This window comes from Pseudonocardia nantongensis (assembly GCF_046546495.1).
Classification (GTDB): Bacteria; Actinomycetota; Actinomycetes; order Mycobacteriales; family Pseudonocardiaceae; genus Pseudonocardia; species Pseudonocardia nantongensis.
Window position 1 is genome coordinate 17522 of sequence record NZ_JBKGXT010000027.1, and the last position, 22368, is coordinate 39889.

At 72.9% G+C, this 22368-nt stretch carries 23 protein-coding genes; 14 read left to right on the forward strand and 9 right to left on the reverse strand.

The window, feature by feature from the left end:
- Positions 1 to 12: 12 nt before the first annotated feature.
- Entirely contained in the window at positions 13 to 975 is a 963-nt protein-coding gene (locus ACLFMI_RS23730; RefSeq protein WP_410950162.1) for an endonuclease domain-containing protein, read from the forward strand.
- On the opposite strand, the gene ACLFMI_RS23735 is transcribed toward ACLFMI_RS23730, so the two are convergent.
- A complete protein-coding gene (locus ACLFMI_RS23735) occupies positions 950 to 1549 on the reverse strand; it encodes a TetR/AcrR family transcriptional regulator (RefSeq protein WP_410950163.1) in 600 nt (199 codons plus the stop codon). The two genes, ACLFMI_RS23730 and ACLFMI_RS23735, sit on opposite strands and share 26 nt — an antisense overlap.
- The gene (locus ACLFMI_RS23740; RefSeq protein WP_410950164.1) at positions 1546 to 2355 is read right to left on the reverse strand and encodes an enoyl-CoA hydratase/isomerase family protein; all 810 of its coding nucleotides are present in this window, start codon (positions 2353 to 2355) and stop codon (positions 1546 to 1548) included. The genes ACLFMI_RS23735 and ACLFMI_RS23740 overlap by 4 nt, the downstream gene beginning before the upstream one ends.
- A 171-nt stretch (positions 2356 to 2526) precedes the next feature.
- On the opposite strand from ACLFMI_RS23740, the gene paaZ reads away from it, so the two are divergent.
- The 4 genes from paaZ to ACLFMI_RS23760 all read left to right on the forward strand — a co-directional run bounded on the left by paaZ (position 2527) and on the right by ACLFMI_RS23760 (position 7760).
- The gene (paaZ, locus tag ACLFMI_RS23745; RefSeq protein ID WP_410950165.1) at positions 2527 to 4560 is read left to right on the forward strand and encodes a phenylacetic acid degradation bifunctional protein PaaZ; all 2034 of its coding nucleotides are present in this window, start codon (positions 2527 to 2529) and stop codon (positions 4558 to 4560) included.
- 65 nt (positions 4561 to 4625) lie between these two features.
- Complete coding sequence (gene paaK / locus ACLFMI_RS23750) at positions 4626 to 5885, forward strand: phenylacetate--CoA ligase PaaK (protein ID WP_410950219.1); 1260 nt, start codon at positions 4626 to 4628, stop codon at positions 5883 to 5885.
- 1 nt (position 5886) lies between these two features.
- Positions 5887 to 7137, forward strand: coding sequence for a benzoate/H(+) symporter BenE family transporter (locus ACLFMI_RS23755; protein WP_410950166.1), 1251 nt, complete (start codon positions 5887 to 5889; stop codon positions 7135 to 7137).
- 44 nt (positions 7138 to 7181) lie between these two features.
- Complete coding sequence (locus tag ACLFMI_RS23760; RefSeq protein ID WP_410950167.1) at positions 7182 to 7760, forward strand: sucrase ferredoxin; 579 nt, start codon at positions 7182 to 7184, stop codon at positions 7758 to 7760.
- Here ACLFMI_RS23760 and ACLFMI_RS23765 read toward each other — a convergent pair.
- On the reverse strand, positions 7753 to 8217 hold the full coding sequence (locus tag ACLFMI_RS23765) for a MarR family winged helix-turn-helix transcriptional regulator (protein ID WP_410950168.1): 465 nt from the start codon (positions 8215 to 8217) through the stop codon (positions 7753 to 7755). The genes ACLFMI_RS23760 and ACLFMI_RS23765 overlap by 8 nt on opposite strands.
- A gap of 97 nt (positions 8218 to 8314) precedes the next feature.
- Here ACLFMI_RS23765 and ACLFMI_RS23770 point away from each other — a divergent pair, with 97 nt between their 5' ends.
- The 3 genes from ACLFMI_RS23770 to ACLFMI_RS23780 are packed head-to-tail and all read left to right on the forward strand — an operon-like array spanning position 8315 to position 10556.
- Complete coding sequence (locus ACLFMI_RS23770) at positions 8315 to 9427, forward strand: LLM class flavin-dependent oxidoreductase (RefSeq protein ID WP_410950169.1); 1113 nt, start codon at positions 8315 to 8317, stop codon at positions 9425 to 9427.
- Positions 9427 to 10035, forward strand: coding sequence for a CE1759 family FMN reductase (locus tag ACLFMI_RS23775; RefSeq protein WP_410950170.1), 609 nt, complete (start codon positions 9427 to 9429; stop codon positions 10033 to 10035). Before ACLFMI_RS23770 ends, ACLFMI_RS23775 begins: the two co-directional genes overlap by 1 nt.
- Before the next feature lie 14 nt (positions 10036 to 10049).
- Entirely contained in the window at positions 10050 to 10556 is a 507-nt protein-coding gene (locus ACLFMI_RS23780) for a VOC family protein (protein ID WP_410950171.1), read from the forward strand.
- 14 nt (positions 10557 to 10570) lie between these two features.
- On the opposite strand, the gene ACLFMI_RS23785 is transcribed toward ACLFMI_RS23780, so the two are convergent.
- Positions 10571 to 11167 carry a hypothetical protein gene (locus ACLFMI_RS23785; RefSeq protein ID WP_410950172.1) on the reverse strand — a complete coding sequence of 199 codons (597 nt, stop codon included), beginning with the start codon at positions 11165 to 11167 and terminating at the stop codon, positions 10571 to 10573.
- 80 nt (positions 11168 to 11247) lie between these two features.
- Between ACLFMI_RS23785 and ACLFMI_RS23790 the strand changes: the two genes are divergently transcribed.
- A complete protein-coding gene (locus ACLFMI_RS23790; protein ID WP_410950173.1) occupies positions 11248 to 12126 on the forward strand; it encodes an alpha/beta fold hydrolase in 879 nt (292 codons plus the stop codon).
- Here ACLFMI_RS23790 and ACLFMI_RS23795 read toward each other — a convergent pair.
- The 5 genes from ACLFMI_RS23795 to ACLFMI_RS23815 all read right to left on the reverse strand — a co-directional run bounded on the left by ACLFMI_RS23795 (position 12123) and on the right by ACLFMI_RS23815 (position 17220).
- Positions 12123 to 13010, reverse strand: coding sequence for a hypothetical protein (locus tag ACLFMI_RS23795; RefSeq protein WP_410950174.1), 888 nt, complete (start codon positions 13008 to 13010; stop codon positions 12123 to 12125). The two genes, ACLFMI_RS23790 and ACLFMI_RS23795, sit on opposite strands and share 4 nt — an antisense overlap.
- A gap of 116 nt (positions 13011 to 13126) precedes the next feature.
- The gene (locus ACLFMI_RS23800; RefSeq protein WP_410950175.1) at positions 13127 to 14095 is read right to left on the reverse strand and encodes an NAD-dependent epimerase/dehydratase family protein; all 969 of its coding nucleotides are present in this window, start codon (positions 14093 to 14095) and stop codon (positions 13127 to 13129) included.
- A gap of 19 nt (positions 14096 to 14114) precedes the next feature.
- Positions 14115 to 15914 (reverse strand): choline/carnitine O-acyltransferase, encoded by a 1800-nt coding sequence (locus ACLFMI_RS23805; RefSeq protein ID WP_410950176.1) that lies wholly within the window; start codon positions 15912 to 15914, stop codon positions 14115 to 14117.
- 5 nt (positions 15915 to 15919) lie between these two features.
- On the reverse strand, positions 15920 to 16765 hold the full coding sequence (locus tag ACLFMI_RS23810) for a HalD/BesD family halogenase (RefSeq protein WP_410950177.1): 846 nt from the start codon (positions 16763 to 16765) through the stop codon (positions 15920 to 15922).
- 146 nt (positions 16766 to 16911) lie between these two features.
- Positions 16912 to 17220 carry a hypothetical protein gene (locus ACLFMI_RS23815; RefSeq protein WP_410950178.1) on the reverse strand — a complete coding sequence of 103 codons (309 nt, stop codon included), beginning with the start codon at positions 17218 to 17220 and terminating at the stop codon, positions 16912 to 16914.
- Positions 17221 to 17535: 315 nt separating this feature from the next.
- Between ACLFMI_RS23815 and ectA the strand changes: the two genes are divergently transcribed.
- From ectA to ACLFMI_RS23840, 5 genes are all read left to right on the forward strand, one after another.
- Positions 17536 to 18135 carry a diaminobutyrate acetyltransferase gene (gene ectA, locus ACLFMI_RS23820; protein WP_410950179.1) on the forward strand — a complete coding sequence of 200 codons (600 nt, stop codon included), beginning with the start codon at positions 17536 to 17538 and terminating at the stop codon, positions 18133 to 18135.
- The gene (ectB, locus tag ACLFMI_RS23825; RefSeq protein WP_410950180.1) at positions 18132 to 19385 is read left to right on the forward strand and encodes a diaminobutyrate--2-oxoglutarate transaminase; all 1254 of its coding nucleotides are present in this window, start codon (positions 18132 to 18134) and stop codon (positions 19383 to 19385) included. The genes ectA and ectB overlap by 4 nt, the downstream gene beginning before the upstream one ends.
- A gap of 7 nt (positions 19386 to 19392) precedes the next feature.
- The gene (locus ACLFMI_RS23830) at positions 19393 to 19788 is read left to right on the forward strand and encodes an ectoine synthase (RefSeq protein WP_410950181.1); all 396 of its coding nucleotides are present in this window, start codon (positions 19393 to 19395) and stop codon (positions 19786 to 19788) included.
- A 140-nt stretch (positions 19789 to 19928) separates the two neighbouring features.
- Complete coding sequence (thpD, locus tag ACLFMI_RS23835; RefSeq protein ID WP_410950182.1) at positions 19929 to 20858, forward strand: ectoine hydroxylase; 930 nt, start codon at positions 19929 to 19931, stop codon at positions 20856 to 20858.
- 498 nt (positions 20859 to 21356) lie between these two features.
- Positions 21357 to 22031, forward strand: a complete 675-nt coding sequence (locus ACLFMI_RS23840) for a DUF3159 domain-containing protein (RefSeq protein ID WP_410950183.1) — start codon at positions 21357 to 21359, stop codon at positions 22029 to 22031.
- Positions 22032 to 22368: the final 337 nt, after the last annotated feature.

A 22368-nucleotide genomic window follows, 5' to 3' on the forward strand; every position in this document is an offset into this window, starting at 1 on the left:
GCAGCCGGCCTGGTGACTCCGAGGCAGCTGCGTGGCCGAGCCTTCACGGCGCTGTTCCGCGGCGTGTTCGTCGCGTCCGACGTGGCGGTGACCTACCTGGTGCACTGCGAGGCCGCCGCGCTGTCGTTCGGTGTGCTGGTCGACAGCTCGCCCGAGCGCCGACCAGGCCTTCCGTCGGCGAGCTCGTCGGCCTGCTCGGCGGCGCTGGCCGGGTGGGCCGCGGCGGAGATGCTCGGGGCGGCGTGCGCACCCCGGCGGGCGCCGGTCGAGGTCCTCGTGGTGCGGGGCCGTCGCCGTGCGCAGCCCGGGCTGCGGGTGCGTCACGCCCAGGTGCCCCCGGCGGAGATCGCGTCGGGGGTGCGGATCCCGGTCCCGGGCCGCCGGCGCCGGTTCGTGCCCGGGCGCACGGTGACCACGACTTCGGCGGTCCGGGCTGCGTTCGACCTGGCCCGGGTCGAGGACCGGGTCGATGCGGTGATCGCCCTCGACGCGCTCTCCCGCATCGGTGGGTTCGCCCCGGCCGCCGTCCTCGACCTGGCGACACGGCACCCGGGACAGCGGGGAGCCGCCCGGCTGGGCGGTCGGATCGCGCTGGCGAGCCCGTTGGCCGAGTCGCCGATGGAGACCCGGGTGCGGCTCGCCCTGCACGACCACGGTGTCCGGCCGCCCGTGCTGCAGCACCCGGTGGGTGAGTACCGCATCGATCTCGCCTATCCGGATCTGCTCCTCGGCATCGAGTACGACGGCGGGCACCACCTGACCCCGGAGCAGGCCCGGGACGACCTCGCCCGCCAGGCGTTCCTCACCGCGCGGGGTTGGGAGATCCTCCGGCCCGAGGCGCACATCGTGCTGCACCGTCCGGAGTACGTGGCCGGCCTCGTCCGCTATCGCCTCGCCCGCCGAGATGCACGTTTCCGCCGCGCTCGCGACCGGAACGTACATCTCGCGGTCAGGGAGCCGGGACGATCCCGGTGAAGGTGGCGGCGACGACGTCCTCGGGCAGGGTGGCGGTGCCCGGGCGGCCGGGCCGGTACCACTCGACGATCGAGTTGACGAGGCCGGAGAGCAGCCGCGCCGCGAGCGCGGGATCGATGCCCGCCTGCACCTCACCGGCCTCGACGGCCTCCCGGACCAGCCCGGTGATCTCGGCGTCGAACGCCCGCCGGCGCTCCAGGGCCCACCGCTCGGTCTCGGTGTTGCCGCGGACCCGCAGCAACAGCGTCACGTACGGCAGCTCGGTCGTCAGGACCCGGACCTGCTCGCGCACGATCGTCCGCAGCCGCTCCGCGGGTGCTCCGTCCCGGGCGCCGGGCAGGTCCAGCACGCCGAACAGGCCGTCCACGGCGCGTTCCAGCGCCGCCCGCAGCAGCGCCTCCTTGCCGGTGAAGTGGTGGTAGAACGACGACTTGGTGATCCCCGCGGCGCGCGAGAGGTCCTCCATCGACGTCGCGTCGTAGCCGCGCGCGATGAACTCGCCGACGGCGGTCTCCAGTAGCGACTCGCGGCCGCCGCTGGGCCGGCGGGCCCGCTTCGTCGGCGCCTCGCTCATCGGCCCTCGAACGTGGGCGTCTTCTTGGCGAGGAAGTCCGCGACGGCGGCCCGGTGGTCCCGGGTGGTGGCCAGCCGGGCCTGGGCGTCGGCCTCGTGCTCCAGGACGGCCGGCATCTCGTTCACCGCGCCGAACCGGACCGCGGCCTTGACCTCGGCGTAGGCCGCGGTCGGCCCGGCCGCGAGCCGGCGGGCCAGCACCAGCGCGGTGTCCAGTACCTCGGCGGCGGGGACGACATCGCGGACCAGGCCCCAGTTGCGGGCGTCGTCGGCGGTGAACGTGTCGCCGCACAGCAGGAGCTCGGTCGCCCGGGCGACCCCGACCGCGTGCGCCAGGCTCGCCGAGAGCCCGGTGTCGGCGGTGAGGCCGATCCCGGTGAACGCCGTGGAGAACGTCGTCCCCTCGGCGGCGATCCGCAGATCGGCGGCCAGGGCCAGGCCGAGCCCGGCGCCGACGCAGGGTCCGTTGACCGCCGCGATCACCGGCTTCGGCATCCCGGTGACGGAGCGGACCAGCGGGTTGTAGTGCTCGCGGACGGTGTCGAACGCGGTCGTCGCATCCCGCTCCAGGTTCGCCGCGTGCTCCCCGAGGTCCTGGCCGACACAGAACGCCTTCCCGGAGCCGGTGATCACCACGGCGCGCACCGAGTCGTCCCCGGCGACCTCGTCGACGGCCGGGAGCAGGGCCTCCTTGAGCTCGACGGTGAGCGCGTTGTACTTCGCCGGCCGGTTCAGCGACAGTACCGCCACGGCGGGGTCGGTCTCGTCGCGGGTGCGGAGCACGGCGGGGTCGGCAGAGTCGGCCATCGGCACACCATAGCCACCGACCGAACGATCGGTCTCCTCTCGCGTCGATGCGTGTCGACTCCACAACGCGAGCAGCGGGCCGCGCGGAGGCTCCACAACGCGGGGAAGGGGTGCTAGCGTGCCTGCCGAACGAACGGTCGGTTCAATGATTCGCTTCCGGAGGCGTCACCGATGACCCTGCTCCGTAGCCACCTCGCGGGTTCCTGGCAGACCGGGACCGGGGAGGGGCGACCGCTGTATGACGCGGTGACCGGCGACGAGGTCACCCGCATCTCCGCCGACGGTCTCGACCTGGCCGGCGCGCTGGAGTTCGGGCGGCGCACCGGCGGTCCCGCCCTGCGTGAGCTCACCTTCCACCAGCGCGCCGCCCTGCTCAAGGCGCTGGGGCAGCACCTGCGCGAGCATCGCGACGAGCTCTACGCGGTGTCCGCGCGGACCGGCGCGACGCTCGGTGACTCGAAGTTCGACGTCGACGGCGGCATCGGCGTGCTGCTCGCCTACGCGTCCAAGGCCAAGCGCGAGTTGCCCAACGACACGATCCACGTCGAGGGCGACGTCGAGGCGCTCGGCCGGGGCGGGACGTTCCTGGGTCAGCACGTCCTCACCCCGTTGCACGGGGTCGCGGTGCAGGTCAACGCGTTCAACTTCCCGGTATGGGGGCCGCTGGAGAAGCTCGCCCCGGCGTTCCTCGCCGGTGTGCCCACGCTGGTCAAACCGGCGACCCCGACCGCGTTCCTGACCGCGAAGCTGATCGAGCTGATCGTCGACTCCGGACTGCTTCCGGACGGTGCGCTGCAGTTCGTCGCCGGCTCGCTCGGCGACACCTTCACCCGCCTCACCGGGCAGGACCTGGTGTCGTTCACCGGCTCCGCCGCGACCGCGCAGACCCTGCGCAGCCACCCCGCGCTGGTGCGCAACGCGGTGCGCTTCTCCGCCGAGGCGGACTCGCTGAACCTGGCCGCGCTCGGCCCGGACGCGTCGCCCGGGACCGACGAGTTCGACCTGTTCGTCAAGGCCCTGACCACCGAGATGACGGTCAAGGCCGGGCAGAAGTGCACGGCGATCCGGCGCGCGTTCGTGCCCCGGACTCAGGTCGACGCCGTGGTCGAGGCGGTGTCCGCGAGGCTGGCGAGGGTCGTCGTCGGCGCCCCGGACGCCGAGGGTGTCGGGATGGGAGCGCTGGCGAGCCTGGACCAGCGCGAGGAGGTCCGGCGCAGCGTGAAGGCGCTGCGCGACGCCGGCCGGATCGCGTTCGGCGACCCGGACTCCGTCGAGGTGACCGGCGCCGACGCCGAGCGGGGCGCGTTCGTCTCGCCGCTGCTGCTGGTCGGTGACCCGGAGCGGGCCGAGCCGCACGAGGTCGAGGCGTTCGGGCCGGTCGCGACGGTGCTGCCCTACGACTCGACCGCGCAGCTGATCGACTACGCCGCCCGCGGCCAGGGCAGCCTGGCCGGGTCCGTGGTGAGCGGGGACCCGCAGTTCGTCCGCGAGGTCGTGCTCGGTATCGCCCCGTTCCACGGCCGGGTACACGTCCTCAACGCCCGCGACGGCGCGGAGTCCACCGGGCACGGCTCCCCGTTGCCGCAGCTCGTGCACGGCGGTCCCGGCCGGGCCGGTGGCGGCGAGGAGATGGGTGGGATCCGCGGCGTGTTCCACCACATGCAGCGCACCGCGGTCCAGGCCGACCCGGACTCGCTGGTCGCGATCACCGGCCGCTGGGTGAGCGGCGCGCAGCGCCACGAGTCCGATGTGCACCCGTTCCGCAAGCACCTCGAGGAGCTGCGGCCGGGCGACTGCCTGGTCGCCGGACCCCGCCGGGTCAGCCGGGAGGACGTGGAGCACTTCGCCGAGTTCACCGGCGACACCTTCTACGCGCACATGGACTCCGCCGCCGCCGCGGCGAACCCGCTGTTCGGGCAGCGGGTCGCGCACGGCTACCTGGTCGTGTCGCTGGCCGCGGGCCTGTTCGTCGACCCGGATCCGGGACCGGTGCTGGCCAACTTCGGCGTCGACGGGCTGCGGTTCCTCACCCCGGTGCGGTTCGACGACGAGCTCACCGTGACCCTGACCTGCAAGCAGATCACCCCGCGCGAGTCCGCCGGGTACGGCGAGGTCCGCTGGGACGCCGACGTCACCCGGCAGGACGGCGAGTCCGTCGCCCGCTACGACGTGCTGACCCTCGTCGCGAAGCAGGAGGGACAGTGACCACCTCGGTGCACAAGCGGCTGGGGGAGCCGGCCCCGGCGGACCTGCTGGACCCGGCCGAACGGATGTCGGTCGACGAGCTGCGCGCGCTGCAGCTGCGGCGGCTGCAGTGGACGCTGCGGCACGCCTACGACAACGTCGGCCACTACCGGGCGAAGTTCGACGCGCACGGCGTGCACCCGGACGACTGCCGCGAGCTCGCCGACATCGCCAACTTCCCGACGACGACCAAGGCCGACCTGCGCGAGACCTACCCGTTCGGCATGTTCGCGGTGCCGCGGGAACGGATCGCGCGGATCCACGCGTCGTCCGGGACGACCGGGCGGCCCACCGTCGTCGGCTACACCGCGGGCGACATCGACAACTGGGCGACGCTGGTGGCGCGTTCGATCCGCGCCGCGGGCGGGCGGCCCGGGCACCGGGTGCACGTCGCGTACGGCTACGGCCTGTTCACCGGCGGGCTGGGGGCGCACTACGGCGTGGAGAAGCTCGGCGCGACGGCGATCCCGGTGTCCGGCGGAATGACGCCGCGCCAGGTCCAGCTGATCACCGACTTCGAACCCGAAGTGATCATGCTGACGCCGTCCTACATGCTCACCCTGCTCGACGAGTTCGAGCGCCGGGGCATCGACCCGCGGAGCTCGTCGCTGCAGGTCGGGATCTTCGGCGCCGAGCCCTGGACGGAGCAGATGCGCGCCGAGATCGAGCAGCGCGCCGGCATCCACGCGGTCGACATCTACGGGCTGTCCGAAGTGATGGGACCGGGTGTCTCGCAGGAGTGCGTGGAGACCAAGGACGGCCTGCACATCTGGGAGGACCACTTCCTGCCGGAGGTCGTCGACCCCCTGGACGGCACCCCGCTCCCGGACGGCGCGGAGGGCGAGCTGCTGTTCACCAGCCTCACCAAGGAGGGGCTGCCGATCATCCGCTACCGCACCCGGGACCTGACGACGCTGCACCCGGGCACCGCGCGGCCGTCGATGCGCCGGATGGCCAAGATCACCGGCCGGTCCGACGACATGATCATCCTGCGTGGGGTGAACGTCTTCCCGACCCAGATCGAGGAGATCGTGCTGCGCACGCCGGGGTTCGCCCCGCACTTCCAGCTGGTGCTCAGCACCGAGGGCCGGATGGACACCCTCGGGGTGCGGGTCGAGGCCCGGCACGACACCCCGGGCGACCGGCGCGCACCGGCCGCGGCCGAGCTGGTGCGGGCGGTGAAGGAGACCGTCGGCATCACGGTGACCTGCGAGGTCGTCGACCCGGACACCCTGGAGCGCTCGGTCGGGAAGCTGCAGCGCTTGCAGGACCGCCGGAGAGGCTGACGTGCCCGCCGCAACGCTCGAACGCCCGTCGGGCGCCCCGCCGGGGCCCCGGCGGATGCTGCGTGACCTGGGAGTGCAGTACGCGGCGAACGGCCTGATCGGCCTGATCTTCGCCGCCACCGGGCCGATCGCGGTGATCCTCGCGGCCGGGGTGCAGGGCGGTCTCGGCGGCCGCGAACTCGCGTCATGGCTGTTCGGGGTGTTCTTCCTGAACGGCCTGCTGACCGTGCTGGCCTGCTGGTTCTACCGGCAGCCGCTGGGGTTCTTCTGGACCATCCCGGGCACCGTGCTGGTCGGGCAGGCACTGGGGCACCTGAGCCTGCCCGAGGTGGTCGGGGCCTACCTGGCGACCGGGCTGCTGATGCTGCTGCTCGGGCTGTCCGGCTGGGTCCGGACGGCGATGGCCGCGATCCCGATGCCGATCGTGATGGCGATGGTGGCCGGGGTGTTCCTCGGTTTCGGCACCGGACTGGTCACCGCCGTCGCCGGTGACGGCGCGGTCGCCGTCCCGATGGTCGTGGTGTTCGTGCTGCTCAGCGCCTGGCCGGCGGCCGGACGCCGGATGCCGCCGGTGCTCGGGGCGCTGCTGGCCGGGGTTGTCGCGGTGCTGGTGAGCGGGCACCGCGGCGCCGGTGGCGGGGACCTCACCGGCTGGCTGGCGGCTCCGGCGCTGGTCACCCCGCAGTGGTCGGTGCAGGCGCTGCTGGAGTTGGTCGTCCCGCTGGCGATCACCGTGCTGGTGGTGCAGAACGGGCAGGGGGTCGCGGTGCTGCGCGGCGCCGGGCACGACCCGCCGACCAACGCGGTCACCGTGGCCTGCGGCCTGTGGTCCGCGCTCGCCGCCGGCGTCGGCGCCGTCTCGACCTGCCTCACCGGGCCGACGAACGCGCTGCTCACCGCGTCCGGCGAGCGGGACCGCCAGTACACCGCCGGGATCGTCTGCGGGGCGCTGGCGATGGTGTTCGGGCTGTGCGCACCGCTGGTGGTGCGCACGATGCTGGCCGCACCGCCGGCGTTCCTCGCGACCCTCGGCGGGCTCGCGATGCTCAAGGTGCTGCAGTCGTCGTTCGTGGCGGCGTTCGGCGCCCGCGTGACGCTGGGGGCGCTGGTGACGTTCGTGGTCACCGTCTCCGGGGTGACCGCGTTCAACATCGGGGCCCCGTTCTGGGGGCTGGTCGCCGGGATCGCGACGGCGTGGCTGCTGGAACGCGACGACCTGACCCGGGAGCGGGACGGAACCGTCGCCCGGTGAGCTCGCCAGGTTCTGGTGAGCTCGCCAGGTTCTATGGTGGGCCGATGGAGGCGGACGCGACCCCGCGCTGCGCCCAGGAGTCCCTCCGCGGCGTCGAACTGGACATGGCCCGGGCCGAGCCGGTGCTCTTCGTCTGCGGGCACGGCGGGCGGGATCGGTGCTGCGTCATCGAGGGCAGGCCGTTGGCGGCCGAGCTGGCCGGGAGCGGGGTCGATGTCTGGGAGTGCAGCCACCTCGGCGGGCACCGCTTCGCGCCGACCGCTCTCGTGCTGCCGTCGGGGTACGCCTACGGCCGGCTCGACGTGTCGGCGACGCTCACGGCCTTCGATGCGGCGCGGGCCGGTGAGATGGAGCTCGGGCGCTGCCGGGGACGCACCACCTGGCCGGGTCCCGGACAGGTCGCCGAGCTCGTGGTCCGCGCGACGGTGGGGATCTGGGCGGTCGGCGCGCTCACGGTCGACGTCGGTGATCCGAAGACTCCCCGGGTCCGGCATGTCGACGGCCGGACGTGGCAGGTCGGGCTGCATCGGGGGGCGCTGGCAGGCCCCCGGCCCTCCGACTGCGGGGGTGAGCCTGAACCGGTCAGCCCGCTCATCGCGGGCCCGGTCGAACAGGTCACCTAGTACCCCAGGGCTGGTCGAGCCGTGCCCGGACGGCGTCCGCGATCCGCGACAGGGCGTCGACGTCGTCGTCGGACAGGGCGTCGAAGACCAGCTCGCGGACCGTCTCGACGTGGGCCGGGGCGGCCCGCTCGATCGCGGCCCGGCCGTCGTCGGTCAGCACGACGAAGTTGCCGCGCCCGTCGTCGGCACAGTCCTCGCGGGTCACCAGGCCACGCTTCTGCATCCGCGCCAGGTGGTGCGAGAGCCGGCTCTTCTCCCACTGCAGGGCCTCGGCGAGCTCCAGCACCCGCAACCGCTGCTCAGGCCGGTCGGTCAAGGCGACCAGCACGTCGAAGTCGGCGATCGACAGGCCCGAGTCCGCCTGCAGCCGGCGGTGCAGCTCCGCGTGCAGGCGCGCCTGCATCGCCAGGTACCCCCGCCACGCCGCCTGCTCGCGGTCGTCCAGCCACCGTGTCACGGGATCGATCCTACCGGAATAATTGACACATCATCTATGTTGCCGGCAATATAGATGACACATCAACAAGATGGTCGGTTCCCGGAGGTGGATGGCAATGCAGTTCGGAGTCTTCTCGGTCAGCGACATCACGGAGGACCCGACGACCGGTCGCGCGCCGAGCGAGGGCGAGCGGATCAAGGCCGCGGTCGCGATCGCCCGCAAGGTCGAGGAGGTCGGGCTGGACGTGTTCGCGATCGGCGAGCACCACAACCCACCGTTCTTCTCGTCCTCGCCGACGACCACGCTCGGCTACATCGCCGCGCAGACGCGGCGGCTGCAGCTGTCCACGGCGACCACGCTGATCACCACGAACGACCCGGTGAAGATCGCCGAGGACTTCGCGATGCTGCAGCACCTGTCCGACGGCCGGGTCGACCTGACACTCGGTCGCGGGAACACCGGCCCGGTCTACCCGTGGTTCGGCCAGGACATCCGCCAGGGCATCAACCTGGCGATCGAGAACTACGCACTGCTGCGAAAGCTGTGGGACGACGAGGTCGTCGACTGGGAGGGGCGCTTCCGCACCCCGCTGCAGGGCTTCACCTCGACCCCGCGCCCGCTGGACGGCGTCGCGCCGTTCGTCTGGCACGGGTCGATCCGCAGCCCGGAGATCGCGGAGCAGGCCGCCTACTACGGCGACGGCTTCTTCCACAACCACATCTTCTGGCCGGCGTCGCACACCAAGCGGATGGTCGAGTTCTACCGCAAGCGCTGGGAGCACCACGGTCACGGACCGGCGGAGCGCGCGATCGTCGGCCTCGGTGGACAGGTGTTCATGCGGCGCAACTCGCAGGACGCGGTGAACGAGTTCCGGCCGTACTTCGACAACGCCCCGGTCTACGGGCACGGGCCGTCGCTGGAGGACTTCAGCCGGGAGACGCCGCTGACCGTCGGCAGCCCGCAGCAGGTCATCGACCGGACCCTCGGGTTCCGCGAGTACGTCGGTGACTACCAGCGGCAGCTGTTCCTGATCGACCACGCGGGCCTGCCGCTGAAGACCGTCCTGGAGCAGCTCGACATCCTCGGTGAGGAGGTCGTGCCGGTGCTCCGGAAGGAGTTCGCCGCGCTGCGCCCGGCCGGGGTGCCGGACGCGCCGACGCACGAGTCCCGCCTCGCCGCCCGGTCCGCCGGGGCGGGGACCACTGCACAGGAGACGGAGGCCGCCTGATGAACCGCAGGATCGTGGTGCTCAGCGCCGGGCTGTCGACGCCGTCGTCGACCCGGCTGCTGGCCGACCGGCTGGCCGCGGCGGCCACCGCGGCATTGCACACCCGGGGTGAGCAGAGCAGCATCGAGATCGTGGAGCTGCGCGAGCACGCCCGCGACCTCGCAGACCACCTGGTCACCGGTTTCCCGAACGCGGCCCTGCGGCCGGTGCTGGAGTCGGTGGCGGCCGCGGACGCCGTGGTCGCCGTGTCGCCGATCTTCTCGGCGTCCTACAGCGGGCTGTTCAAGACGTTCGTCGACGTCCTGGACCGCGACGCGCTGACCGGCACCCCGGTGCTGATCGCCGCCACAGGCGGGACGGCGCGGCACTCGCTCGCGCTGGAGCACGCGATGCGCCCGCTGTTCGCCCACCTGCGCGCCGTCGTCGTCCCGACGGCGGTGTTCGCCGCCCCGGAGGACTGGGGTGCCACCGAGGTGGGCACCTCGTTGGAGGGCCGGGTGGAGCGCGCGGCCGGTGAGCTGGCCGATGCCGTCGCGGCCCGCCCGCCTGCCGCGCACACCGACGAGTTCGACGACGTCCCGGACTTCACCGCACTGCTGAACAGCTGAGAGGGCTGAGCACGATGACCGACACGACCAGGACCGACACGACCAGGACCGACACCGAGCGTGACCGGATCCGCTCCGCGCACCTCAAGCCGACCGGCGAGCGGCCTGCCTCGTCGGCCCGCGGGCTGCACCACACGGCGCTGCTGAGCTCCGACGTCGAGCGGACGGTGCGCTTCTACCAGGACGTGCTGGGCTTCCCGCTCACCGAGCTGATCGAGAACCGGGACTACCCGGGCTCGTCGCACTTCTTCTTCGACATCGGCAACGGCAACCTTCTCGCGTTCTTCGACTTCCCGGGCCTCGACCTCGGCCCGTACGCCGAGGTGCTGGGCGGGCTGCACCACATGGCGATCAGCGTCGAGCAGGAGCGGTGGGACGAGCTGGTGGCGCGGCTGACCGAGGCCGGAGTGGAGCACGAGGTGCACTCCGGCGTCTCGGTGTACTTCCGTGACCCGGACGGCGCGCGGATCGAGCTGATCGCCGACCCGCTGGGCCAGATGTACGGCGAGACGGTCCTCTGACCGGCGCGTGCACGTCAGCGACGCACGCTGACGTGCACGTGGTCGTAGTGGCCGCCGGTGGCGTCCTGCGCGTCGTAGACCCCGCCGCCGTTGTAGGGGCGGCCCCAACCGGCGCGGCCCTCGCCGGAGTCACCGGTGCCGCGGTACCAGATCCGTCCCTGCCAGATCACGTACCGCACCCGCAGGTCTGCGGCGTTCGCCCGGAGCCAGTCCGCCAGTGCCCAGCCGGCATCGAGCTCCGCGCCCTGCGGGAACTCGCCGTAGCCGCCGGGGAAGAGGTCGCAGGCCCGTCCGGCCGGGTGGTCGCTGGAGGGGTTCCAGGCGTGCTCGGACCAGCAGGTGACGTCCCGCAGCGGCTGGTCGGGGCCGGGCTCGCCGAACCGGGCGACGACGGTGTCGTGCAGCCGCAGCGCGGTCGGGGTGAGGCAGCCCGACGTCGTGGGGTCGTCCCGGGTGCACTCCTCGGGCGGCGGCGGATCGACGATCTCCCACAGGTCGCCCGTGGTGAACCCGCGGCTGTCGGCGAACCACACGACCGCACCGCCGAGCACCGCGAACACGAGCAGGACCCCGAGCAACGGGGCGATCCGGGACCTGACCGTTCTCGGCACGATCTCCAGCGTACGGCGATGAGTTCCGGCCGCGGCGCCGGTCGGACCCGGTGAGATCCCGACCGCTCCGGAGGTAGACCGTGCCCGAGACACTCACCGACGCCGTGCTCGACGTCGCCGGTGCCCGCATCCACTTCGACGTGCGCGGCACCGGCCCGCTGCTCGCGCTCGTCGGCTCGCCGATGGGAGCCGAGGACTTCGCCGCGCTGGCCGACCGGCTCGCGGTCGACCACACCGTCCTGACCCTCGATCCACGTGGCACCGGTCGTAGCCCGGTCGACGACCGCGACGCCGACTCCACGGTCGGGCTGCGCGCCGCGGACCTGGCGGCGGTGCTCGAGCACCTCGGCCGGGGCCCGGCCGCGCTGCTCGGGTCCAGCGGCGGGGCCGTCGTGTCGCTGGCCATGGCCCAGGAACGGCCGGACCTGGTGACCGTCGTCGTCGCGCACGAGCCGCCGCTGGAGGAGTTGCTCCCCGACGCCGAGGCCCGCCGGGCGACCACCGAGCAGATCATCCGGGCCTACCGGGAGGACGGACCGGGGGCGGCCTGGGCACTGTTCCTGACCGCGGCGAACCTGCCGACCGAGCCGCCGCAGGGGGCTGGGGACGGCGCGGGCGGAGCGGACGGCGTGGACGGAACCGACGGCGGCACCGGACTGCCCGGTGCGGACGGGGCGGGCCCGGACCCCGAGCAGCAGGCCGCCGACCAGCGGCACTTCTTCCTGCACGAGATGCGCGAGACCGTCGGCTGGGTGCCGGACGCCGGAGTCCTGCGGAACCGGCGGATCGTCGTCGGCATCGGCGAGCAGTCCGGTGACCAGCTCTGTGACCACACCTCCCGGGCGCTGGCCGCGTCGCTCGGCGTCGTGCCGGAGCACTTCCCGGGCGGGCACGTCGGGTTCATGGAGGACCCCGCCGGCTTCGAGACCCGGCTGCGGGACGTGCTGTCCCGCAGCTAGCCGGCGCCCGGGAACCCGGGCAGGAACGGCGAGCTGTTCAGGCTCTCGCGGAACTCCAGGTACGAGATCCCGGCGTAGACCACACCGGCCAGGAACACCAGGCAGCACAGCGACACCAGGACGTAGGTGATCACCCGGAGCACCGTGAGGGCGCGGGAGTCCCTGGCGACCCGGACCTCGGCCGGGCCTGCGGAAGCGCGCCCCGGACGTGACGGGTCACCGGACCGGTCGCCGTTCCCGCCGCCGCCCGTGCCGCTGTCGGGTGCCCCTCGCTCGCCGGCGGGTGCGGGCCCGCGGTCGAGACCGCGGGCGGCGGCCGCCTCGGCGACCGTCGTCGGCCTGGCGCGGGCGTCGGCCGGGTCCCGCTGGGCCGGGTCGCGCTGGGCCGGGATCGCCGACGCCGCGGTCTCGCGCTCCGGCGCGGCGACCGTGGCCGGCTCGACGGCCACCTCCGTGTCCTCGGCCGCCCCCGGACGGGAGGCCGGCGTGTAGGGCGGTCCGCCGTCGATGGCGAGTCCGCCACGCGTGCTGGAGCCGTGGCGGGCCGGATCGCCGTACGCCGCCGCGGACGGCGTCGAGCCCCGCTCGGGGGTGTCGTCCTCGCTGCCGGGATACCGCTGCGCCGCTCCCGGGTCCGTGGCGCCGTGCTCCCCGTACAGCGGCGGGTCCGGGTAACCGCCCCGGGTCCACGGCGCGGGTCGCTCGAGGGGCCCGGACGGGCGCAGGTCCGGATAACCCTCGCCCTGGTAGGAGTTCTCCGGGAACCCGTCGCCGGTGTCCTCGTCGAGCCGGCCGTGCCGCGGGCGCGGCGACGGCCGGGACGCCTCGCCGCCGGCCGTACCGCCCGGGGCGGGGCTGGGGCGGGACTGCTGCGGGCCGGTCATGCGGACCTCCGGGCTGGGGACGGCGCGGCGTGCGGGTGTCGTGACACCCATACCGCTGTTCGTACCTGTTGCGTTACCCCGTCGGGCCTACCATCACCTGGTCTGATGAGCGGGACTCACCGGGTGTACACGCCCGTGGGCGACGGGTGGTAACCCTTGGCGCCGATGGCGTCGGCCAGCGGGCTGCGCGGCGACGCACCGTCCCGGACCCGCGCCGCGACGGCCTCCGCGTCCCAGGCCGGGGTCCACCCGAGCTCGGTGACCGCCCGCGCGGCGTCGTAGACCCGGTCCACCGCCGGTACGGCCCAGCCGCGCTCGCGCAGCAGCGCGTGCACCCCGGGCGCCCGCCGGGCCAGCACGGCCGCCGGGTCCCGCCCGAGGCCGGTCAGGTCGTCGGGGGTGAACGGGGTCGGCGCGCTGATCACGTACCGGGCGAAGCCCAGCTCGGGCGCGCGCCGCGCGGCGGCCAGGTGCGTGGAGACGACGTCGGCGACGTCCACCCGCCGGTGGCAGAACTCGACGACCTTGAGCGCGGTGTCGTCGATCGCGGCCCGGACGTCGTCGCGGTCGTCGGCCTCGGGGAAGAACCGCGAGGTGCGCAGCACCACCACCGGCAGTCCGGGGTCGAGCGACGCCAGCTCGCACAGGTCCTCGGCGGCGGTCTTGGTGGCGCCGTAGACGTTGCGCACCCGCGCCGCGACGGACTCGTCGATCCAGACCGCTCCCGACCGCCCGGTCAGTGCCCGGCCGAACGCGCTGGTCGAGGAGGTGAACACCATCCCGCGCACGCCGGCGGCCGCGGCCGTCTCCAGCACCGCGAGGGTCCCCGAGACGTTGGTGTCGACGAAGTCCCGCCGGGTGTGGCTGCCGACGTGCGGCTTGTGCAACGTCGCGGTGTGCAGCACGTGCGTGACGCCGGTCAGCGCCGCGGCCAGCGCCTCCCGGTCGGTCAGCGACGCGACGACGTCGGTCCACGGCGAGGGCCGCAGGTCCAGCCCGATGACGGGGGTACCGGCGTCGCGCAGCGTGCGCACCAGCGCCTCGCCGAGGTGACCGGAGCTGCCGGTGACGAGAAAGGACTCCACGTCCGCTGATCCTCCCGGATCAGGCCAGCAGGTTTCGCAGCTCCGCGACGGCGGCCCGCAGCTCCCGGGCGAACGCGTCCATGCCCCCGGCCTGGTCCCGCGGGGTGGACAGGTGCACGTGGAACCGGTCCGGCAGCAGCACGTAGGCGACGCCGATGCAGCGCGAGCTGGTCGAGCCGAAGCCGAAGTACCGGATGTTCGCCGACGGCGCCGAGCTGGTGGACAGCCAGTCGTCGCGCATGACCGTCCAGCCGGGGGACGCGAACACCGGCAGCGGCTCGGTCGCGCCGAGTCGCTCGCCGCGGCGGCGCTGGATCCACTCCAGCTCCCACAGGTGCTGCTCCGGTGCGTCGCCCTGCTGGCACTGCCTGGCCCGCGCGCCGTGCGCGTCGGCGGCGGCCCGGAACGCGGTGCGGCGGTCGTCGTCGGAGGCCTCCGGGTCCTGCATCGCGTCGACGAACGCGACCATCTCCGGCGTGATCACCCGCATCGCCTCGGTGCGGCCGCGCCGGAACTGGCGGGTGGCGATCGACTCGTAGGTGGCCCCGGTGACGCCCTTGGCCCGCCGGTGCGCGACCTGGTACGCCGCCTGCACGAACGCGTCCGGCGAGCTCTCGAGCGCCTTGGCGTCGTCGGCGCCGAAGTCGTCGAACCCGACCAGCGAGGTGGCGGTACCGGCCAGGAAGTCCGCGAAGTCGTCGTGCGCGCGGGCGACGGTGGCGCGCAGGTCGTCGTCGAGCACGAAGCCCAGCTCGGCGTGCGCGGGGGCGCCCTGCTCCCGGGCGCCCGCGCGGTCGGCGTGGGTCCGCACGCTGTCCGCGAACATCGCGTCGACCAGGGTGAGGACCGTCGTGCCGTCCAGCTCGCAGTGCTCGATGTTGACCCCGGCGGTGCCGTCGGCCAGCACCACGATCGAGAGCGCCTTGTCGAACCAGCGGTTCCCGGAGTCCCCGGCCAGCAGGGTGCGGCAGGCGGCGGTCTCGTCGGCCGGCCGCTCGTCGTCCAGGCAGATCGCGAACAGCGCCCGCTCGACCAGGTCGATCGCCTCGGCATTGGCCGGGTCCAGCCCGGCCAGCCGGTCCCGGACGCCGGCCCACTCGGCCCGCGCGAGGGTGGTCAGCGACCCGACGGACTCCGCGACCGCGGCTCGCGACGGATGCGTCCCCCGGATCCCCCGCAGCGCGCCGGCGAGCTCGTCGACGGTGTGCGCGGAGCCGTCCGGGCCGAGCACGTCCAGCCGGTGGATCCGGCCCCGGCAGAACACGACGACGTGCCGCTCGGTCGACGGGCCGGGCCAGGCGTCGGTGTGCGGGCTACGGACGTGGTCCTGCGGGTCGCCGGGGATCCGCGTGGTGGAGAAGATGTGCCTGCTCTGCTCCATCGACTGCGCGACGCCGCGCGGGGCCAGCGGCGGGAACGTGCCCGCGTCCAGGTCGGCCTTGTGCCCGAGCGCGGCCGTGGCCAGCTCGGCGGCCCGCAGGCACGGGTCGTCGGAACCCGGGCCGAACAGGAAGAAGAAGTTCGCGTTGAGCGCGATCCGGTCCCGGCGGCCCAGGTAGCGCGACGGCCAGAACTCGTCCAGCCAGCTGTCGGTGGACGGCTCGGCGTCGAAGCGCTCCAGGTCGGCCTGCAGCCGCTCGGCGGTGCCGCCGGGGGCCAGCAGGTCCCGTGCTGCGGCCTCGGTCCGGGCGTACTCGTCCGGGGTGAGCAGCGGGGCGCACCACTCGAGGAACCGGTCCACCGAGGCGGCGAGGGTCGGCAGCGGCACCTTCGCCAGGTCGTCGTCGGCGGCGAAGGTCGTACCGGTCGCGTCCGTCACGGGGATCAGTCCATCAGCCCGTCGACGCGGACCTCACGTGGCCCACCGTGTTCGGCCAGCACCCGTCCGAACAGCTGCCGGGTCCGGACGGCGTTGCCCATCACCCCCGGCCGGGTGCTGTAGGAGAAGATCGCGGTGTGCCGGGCCACCGGGCCGCGGACGGTGGTGACCCGGTGCAGCGAGTACCGGCCGCGGAAGAGCTGCAGGTCCCCGGCACGCAGATCCAGCCGGCGGGCCCGGCCGCCGCCGCGGCCGGCCAGCACCTCCGCCACGTCGGCGGTGTTCTCGGCGTCGGCCGACCGGATGTCGGGGCAGTACTCGAACGTCCCGCCGGCGTCCGGGGCCCGGGTGAGCAGGCTGATCGCGATCTCGTTGGTGTCGAAGTGCCACGGGTGCGCGCGGCCGTCGGTGACGACGTTCAGGCACAGCCCGGCCAGCGGGTCGGCCAGCTCGTGCAGCTCCCCGGTCCCGACACAGGCGGCCAGGAACTCCCGGAACGCCGGATCGGGGTAGAGCCGGTGGATCGTGTGGTCGGGCGGGATCCGGTCCCGCGCGACGAACGCGTTGCCCCGTTCGAGCGGCACCCGGGCCGGGTGGTCGGCGGGCAGCCCCGGGTCGGGGTGGGTGTTGTAGACGTTCACGGTGCGGGTCTCGTAGTGCGCGCGCGGCGCGATCGTCTCGCCCTCGAGACGCAGCCGGTCCCGCCAGGACGCCTGCACGAACCCCGGGAGTACCGCGCAGCCGTCCGTGGCCAGCTGGTCCCTGGCCGCCGCGACGGCGGCCCGCCACCCGGCCGAACCCGGTGCGTCGAGGGGATAGCGGGCCAGGTCGACCGCACAGAGCGCGCGCATGGACTCAACCGCTCCTTCATGTCGGGCGGCCTCGGCGCCACCGTCCGTGGATCACTCAACACGGGAGTCGTGTCGACTGTCCACGGCGGGTGACGAACCGGTGCTCCCCGTGGCCGGCCCTGGCCGGGAGCGGACGGTCGGCGAGGTCAGGAGACCGTGCGGCCCCGGTACCCGCCGGACCAGAGCCGGCGTCGCGGCTCGCGGCGGGTGCCGCCGGAGGCGTCGGCGCAGAGCACGCACCGGTCCCCCCGGGGGCTCGCGAGCGAGGCCGGGAGCACCAGGTGCCCGCAGACCGCGGTGCAGCAGCCGGTGCCGGCGGTCAACGACTCGGCCAGCACGGCGTGCGGCACGACATGACTGCGCCCGTCCCGCGCGCAGGTGACCGTCGCGTTCGGTTCCGCGGCGGACCGCGCAGCGGAGGACCCCTGGCGCGTACTGACGGGCGGTACGGACACGGCGTCTCCTCCGGCAGGGATCGGCGGAAGCTCCATGGTCACCCGAGATTCGTGCAGATGCAAGTGCATCCGCACGAACGGCCGAATGTGCAGCTGCCGTCGTGGCACAGCGTGGCGAGCGTTACGAAGGCGCGTCCGGGGCTCCCGTGACGGCCCCCGCCGGACCCGGCGGATCCCCGGCCCCAACAGGGCGGACGCTGGTTCGGGGCGCCGGGTTGCCGGATGTGGGCCAGGTCACGAGAACGGCAGCTCACCATGCTGCGCGGCCCCCTCAGCGGCTGCGTCGAGCCGCTCGTCCCGTTAACCTCGACCGACATGACTGCACCCGAGCAGGCCGAGCCTCGGGCGTCCAGCACCCTCTCCGGAGCCGGTGGCTCCGCGCCGGGTGCGGACGCCGGTGGCGGACGTTCCTACGAGATCGTGGCGCCGGTCCCGACCGACGGGGTGGACATGTGGCGACTCGCTGTCGAGTCGCACACGCTGGACGCCAACTCCCGCTACGCGTACGTGCTCTGGTGCCGCGACTTCGCGCGCTCCTCGGTGATCGCGCGCCGGGACGACGGCCGGGCCGTCGGCTACGTCACCGGGTACCTGCGCCCCGAGTCCGAGCACACGCTGCTGATCTGGCAGGTGTGCGTGGACCCGGTCGCGCGCGGTGCCGGGCTGGCGGGCCGGATGCTCGACGCGGCCTGGGACCGGGCGGTCGCCACCGCGGGCGTGGCCCGGATGGAGACCACGATCACGCCGGACAACGAGTCGTCGATCAAGCTGTTCAGCTCCTTCGCCAGACGACACGACACGACGATCGAGCGGGAGGACCTCTTCGGTCCGGACCTGCTCGGCGACGAGCGCGAGCCGGAGCACCTCTACCGCATCGGCCCGATCGCTTCGAACACAGAGGGTGAGAAGACGTGACCGTATTCGAGGATCTCGAGTCCCAGGTCCGCAGCTACTGCCGCAACTGGCCGGTCGTGTTCGACACGGCCAAGGGCAGCCGTCTGACCGACGTCGACGGCAACTCCTACCTCGACTTCTTCGGCGGCGCCGGGGCGCTCAACTACGGGCACAACCCCGAGGTGCTGAAGAAGCCGCTGCTGGACTACCTGAGCCGGGACGGCATCACGCACGGCCTGGACATGTACACCACGGCCAAGGGCGAGTTCCTGAACACCTTCGAGGACCTGATCCTCAAGCCGCGGGGTCTCGACTACAAGGTCCAGTTCCCCGGGCCGACCGGTGCGAACGCCGTCGAGTCGGCGCTGAAGCTCGCCCGGAAGATCACCGGCAAAGAAGCAATGATCAACTTCACCAACGCGTTCCACGGCATGACGCTGGGCGCGCTGTCGGTGACCGGCAACTCGATGAAGCGCGGTGGTGCGGGCATCCCGCTGGTGCACTCCACGCCGATGCCGTTCGACAACTACTTCGACGGCAAGTTCCCGGACTTCCTGTGGTTCGAGAAGGCGCTCGACGACGCCGGTTCCAGCCTGAACGAGCCGGCCGCGGTGATCGTGGAGACAGTGCAGGGCGAGGGCGGCCTGAACCCGGCACGGATCGAGTGGTTGCAGGGCCTCGAGGACCTGTGCCGCCGCAAGGGCCTGCTGATGATCGTCGACGACGTGCAGATGGGGTGCGGGCGGACCGGACCGTTCTTCTCGTTCGAGATCGCCGGCATCAAGCCCGACATGGTGACGATCTCCAAGTCGATCTCCGGCTACGGCATGCCGATGGCCCTGACGCTGATCAAGCCGGAGTACGACCAGTGGGGCCCCGGCGAGCACAACGGCACCTTCCGCGGGAACAACCCGGCGTTCGTCACCGGCGCGCACGCGCTGCGCAACTGGTGGACCGACGACACGCTGGAGAAGGAGACCGTCCGCAAGGGCGAGAAGATCGAAGAGGCGTTCAACAAGATCATCGCCGACACCAAGGGCACCGAGTGCTTCCAGAAGGGTCGCGGGCTGGCGCGCGGCATCCAGTTCGAGGGTGAGGGCCTGGCCGACGAGGTCGCGGCGAAGGCCTTCGAGCAGCGGCTGCTGCTGGAGACGGCGGGGCCGAACGACGAGGTCCTCAAGCTGCTGCCGCCGTTGACGACCACCGACGCCGAGTTCGACGAGGGACTTGAGATCATCGCGGAGTCCGTCCGAACCGTGACCGGGAGCTGATAAGCACATGATCGTCCGTACTCTCGACGAGATCACCGACACCGAGCGCGATGTCGAGTCCGAGAACAAGCAGTGGCGCAGCAAGCGCATCGTGCTGGCCAACGACAAGGTCGGGTTCTCGGTCCACGAGACCGTGCTGCAGCCGGGCACGATCAACGACTTCTGGTACGCCAACCACATCGAGGCCGTCTTCATCACCGAAGGCGAGGGCGAGCTCTACGACAAGGACAACGACGTCACCTACCAGCTGGCGCCGGGGTCGATCTACGTGCTGAGCGGCAACGAGAAGCACCAGCTCCGCCCGAAGACGCTGATGAAGACCGTCTGCGTGTTCAACCCGCCGGTGACCGGCCGCGAGGTCCACGACGAGAACGGGGTCTACCCGCTCGTCGTCGAGGACTGAGTCGTCGGAGACTGAAGCACCGCAACACAGAACCACAGACAGGGGCGTTTCCGCTGCGGTACAGCGGGAACGCCCCTGTTGGTCTAGCTACAGGCCCTCCGTGGGAAGGAACCGAAAGACACCGCAAGGAGGAATGCGCCATGACGGCCGTGGTCGGCAACGACGCTTTCACCCGACTCCGGAACACCGCCGGGGATCGTTACCCCACCCGCGTCTCGCAGGTGCCCGCGTTCATCGACCGCGCGGAGCCCACCGTGTGGGGCGACCGTTCGAGCGCCGGGATGTTCGGCGCCCAGGAGCTGGACGCGCACGAGCGCGACGGCTTCGTGCAGGTCCCGGGCCTGCTCACCGGAGACGAGGTCGCCGCGTACCGGGCAGAGCTGGACCGGCTCGCCGAGGACCCGGGCGTCCGCTCCGACGAGCGGTGCGTGATCGAGAAGTCCTCCGACGAGGTCCGCTCGATCTTCGAGGTGCACCGGATCTCCGAGGCCATCGGCCGGCTGGTCCGCGACGAGCGGGTGCTCTCCCGGGCGCGACAGATCCTGGGCTCCGACGTCTACGTGCATCAGAGCCGGATCAACTACAAGCCCGGCCTCGGTGGTGGCGGCTTCTACTGGCACTCCGACTTCGAGACCTGGCACGCCGAGGACGGCATGCCGGGCCCGCGGGCGGTCAGCTGCTCCATCTCGCTGACCGACAACCACCCGTTCAACGGGTGCCTGATGATCATGCCGGGGTCGCATCGGACGTTCGTCTCCTGCGTCGGTGAGACGCCCGAGGACAACCACCTGTCGTCGCTGAAGGAACAGGAGATCGGGACCCCGGACGCGGACTCGGTCACCTCCCTGGGTAACCGGCACGGCATCGCGATGATGACCGGTGACGCCGGCGCAGCGACGTTCTTCGACGCCAACTGCATGCACGGGTCGGGGGACAACATCACCCCGTACCCCCGCTCGAACATCTTCCTGGTGTTCAACAGCGTGCAGAACACGTGCGTGCAGCCGTTCGCGGCGCCGAAGCCGCGGCCCGAGCACATCGGGGCGCGGGACTTCACTCCCGTGCGGTAGTGCTTCCCGGGTGGCCCGCCCCGGATCGAGGACCCGGGGCGGGCCACCCGTCTCGGCAGGCACCGGCTCGCCGAGCGCCTCCAGCACCCGCCAGGCCACCCGCTCGTGCGCGTGCGGGACCAGGTGCACCCGGTCCGGACCCCACGCCCTGCATCCGGCGCAGGTCGAAGCCGGTGAAGATCAGGACCTCGGCCCCGGTCGCGGCCAGGCGGACGAGCGCGGCGTCGAACCGGTGGGCGAGGTCGTCGAGACCCTCGGTGAAACTGTCGCCGATCGCGACGTAGCTCCGGTGCCGCACGCGCACCGCCTCCTCCCGGTCCCCGTCGGGGCGCGGACGCGCCTCGGCCTGCTCCTGTTTCGTGTGCACGATGCAGTTCACCGCGCTTCTGCCCGGTGTTACGGCGGTGCACACATGATCGGCCCTCGTGGTGGTGCGCGCCACGTGGTTCCGCCGACGTCGCGTCGACCCGGACGGCGTCGTAGGGCACCCTTAACGGGGTGAGCCCCGATCCCGCGCCTCGTGCCGAACCGGTTCGCCGGCCGGATCCCGGGCTGGGCGAGCTGCTCGGTGGCCGGGCCGGCGCGGTGGACGCCTCGGTGCCGGTCGTCGCGTTCGTGCTCGGCTGGCTCGTCGCCGGATGGGCCGGCTCGGCGTTCCCGATCAACTGGGGCGCCGGCGCGGCCGTCGTCGCCGGGGCCGCCGTCGCGCTCTGGCGGCTGGCCCGCGGGCGTCGTCCGCGGGCGGTGCTGTTCGGCCTGGCGGGGGTGGTGGCCGCGGCCGGCGTGGCGCTGGCCACCGGCCGGGCGTCGGACTTCTTCCTGCTCCAGATCGTCTCGAACGCCGGCAGCGCGCTGGCCTGGGCGATCTCGATCGTGATCCGCTGGCCGCTGCTGGGGGTGGTGGTCGGCGGGCTGCTCGGCCAGCGGACCCGCTGGCGGCGGGACCCGGATCTGCTGCGCGGGTACCAGCGCGCGTCCTGGGCGTGGGTGGCGCAGTACGTGCTGCGGCTGGCCGTGTTCGTGCCGCTGTGGGCCGCCGACGCGGTCGTACTGCTCGGCCTGGCGCGCACCGTGCTGAGCCCGGTCCTGGTCGGCCTGAGCGTGCTCGCATCGTGGCCGTTGCTGCGTACGGCGTTGCCGGACGATCACCCGGGCATTCGTCACCCCCGGTGACGGGTGCTGACCCCGGGTGCGGCTAAAATCGTGATCTTACCGTGATTCTCACTCCGTCTCGTGAAGGTCACCACATCGGGTGATCGTCGGGTGCGTTTCGGTGCGCCCGGACGTTCTCTCTGTTGGAACCGCCACACCGACGATCACTGCAAGGAGCCATGCCACAGCAGCGCCCGCCGGAGCCCGGCCGCGGTGACGTCGACCGCAACGTCCCCGGACCGTCCCGCCCCGCGTCCCCCTCCGGCCCACCCCGCGTCGCCTCCTCGGACGTGCCCCGCCTCCCGCAGCAGCGGCGCGCCGAACCGGCGCGCCCGCCGCAGGCCGGCGCCGGTGCCGG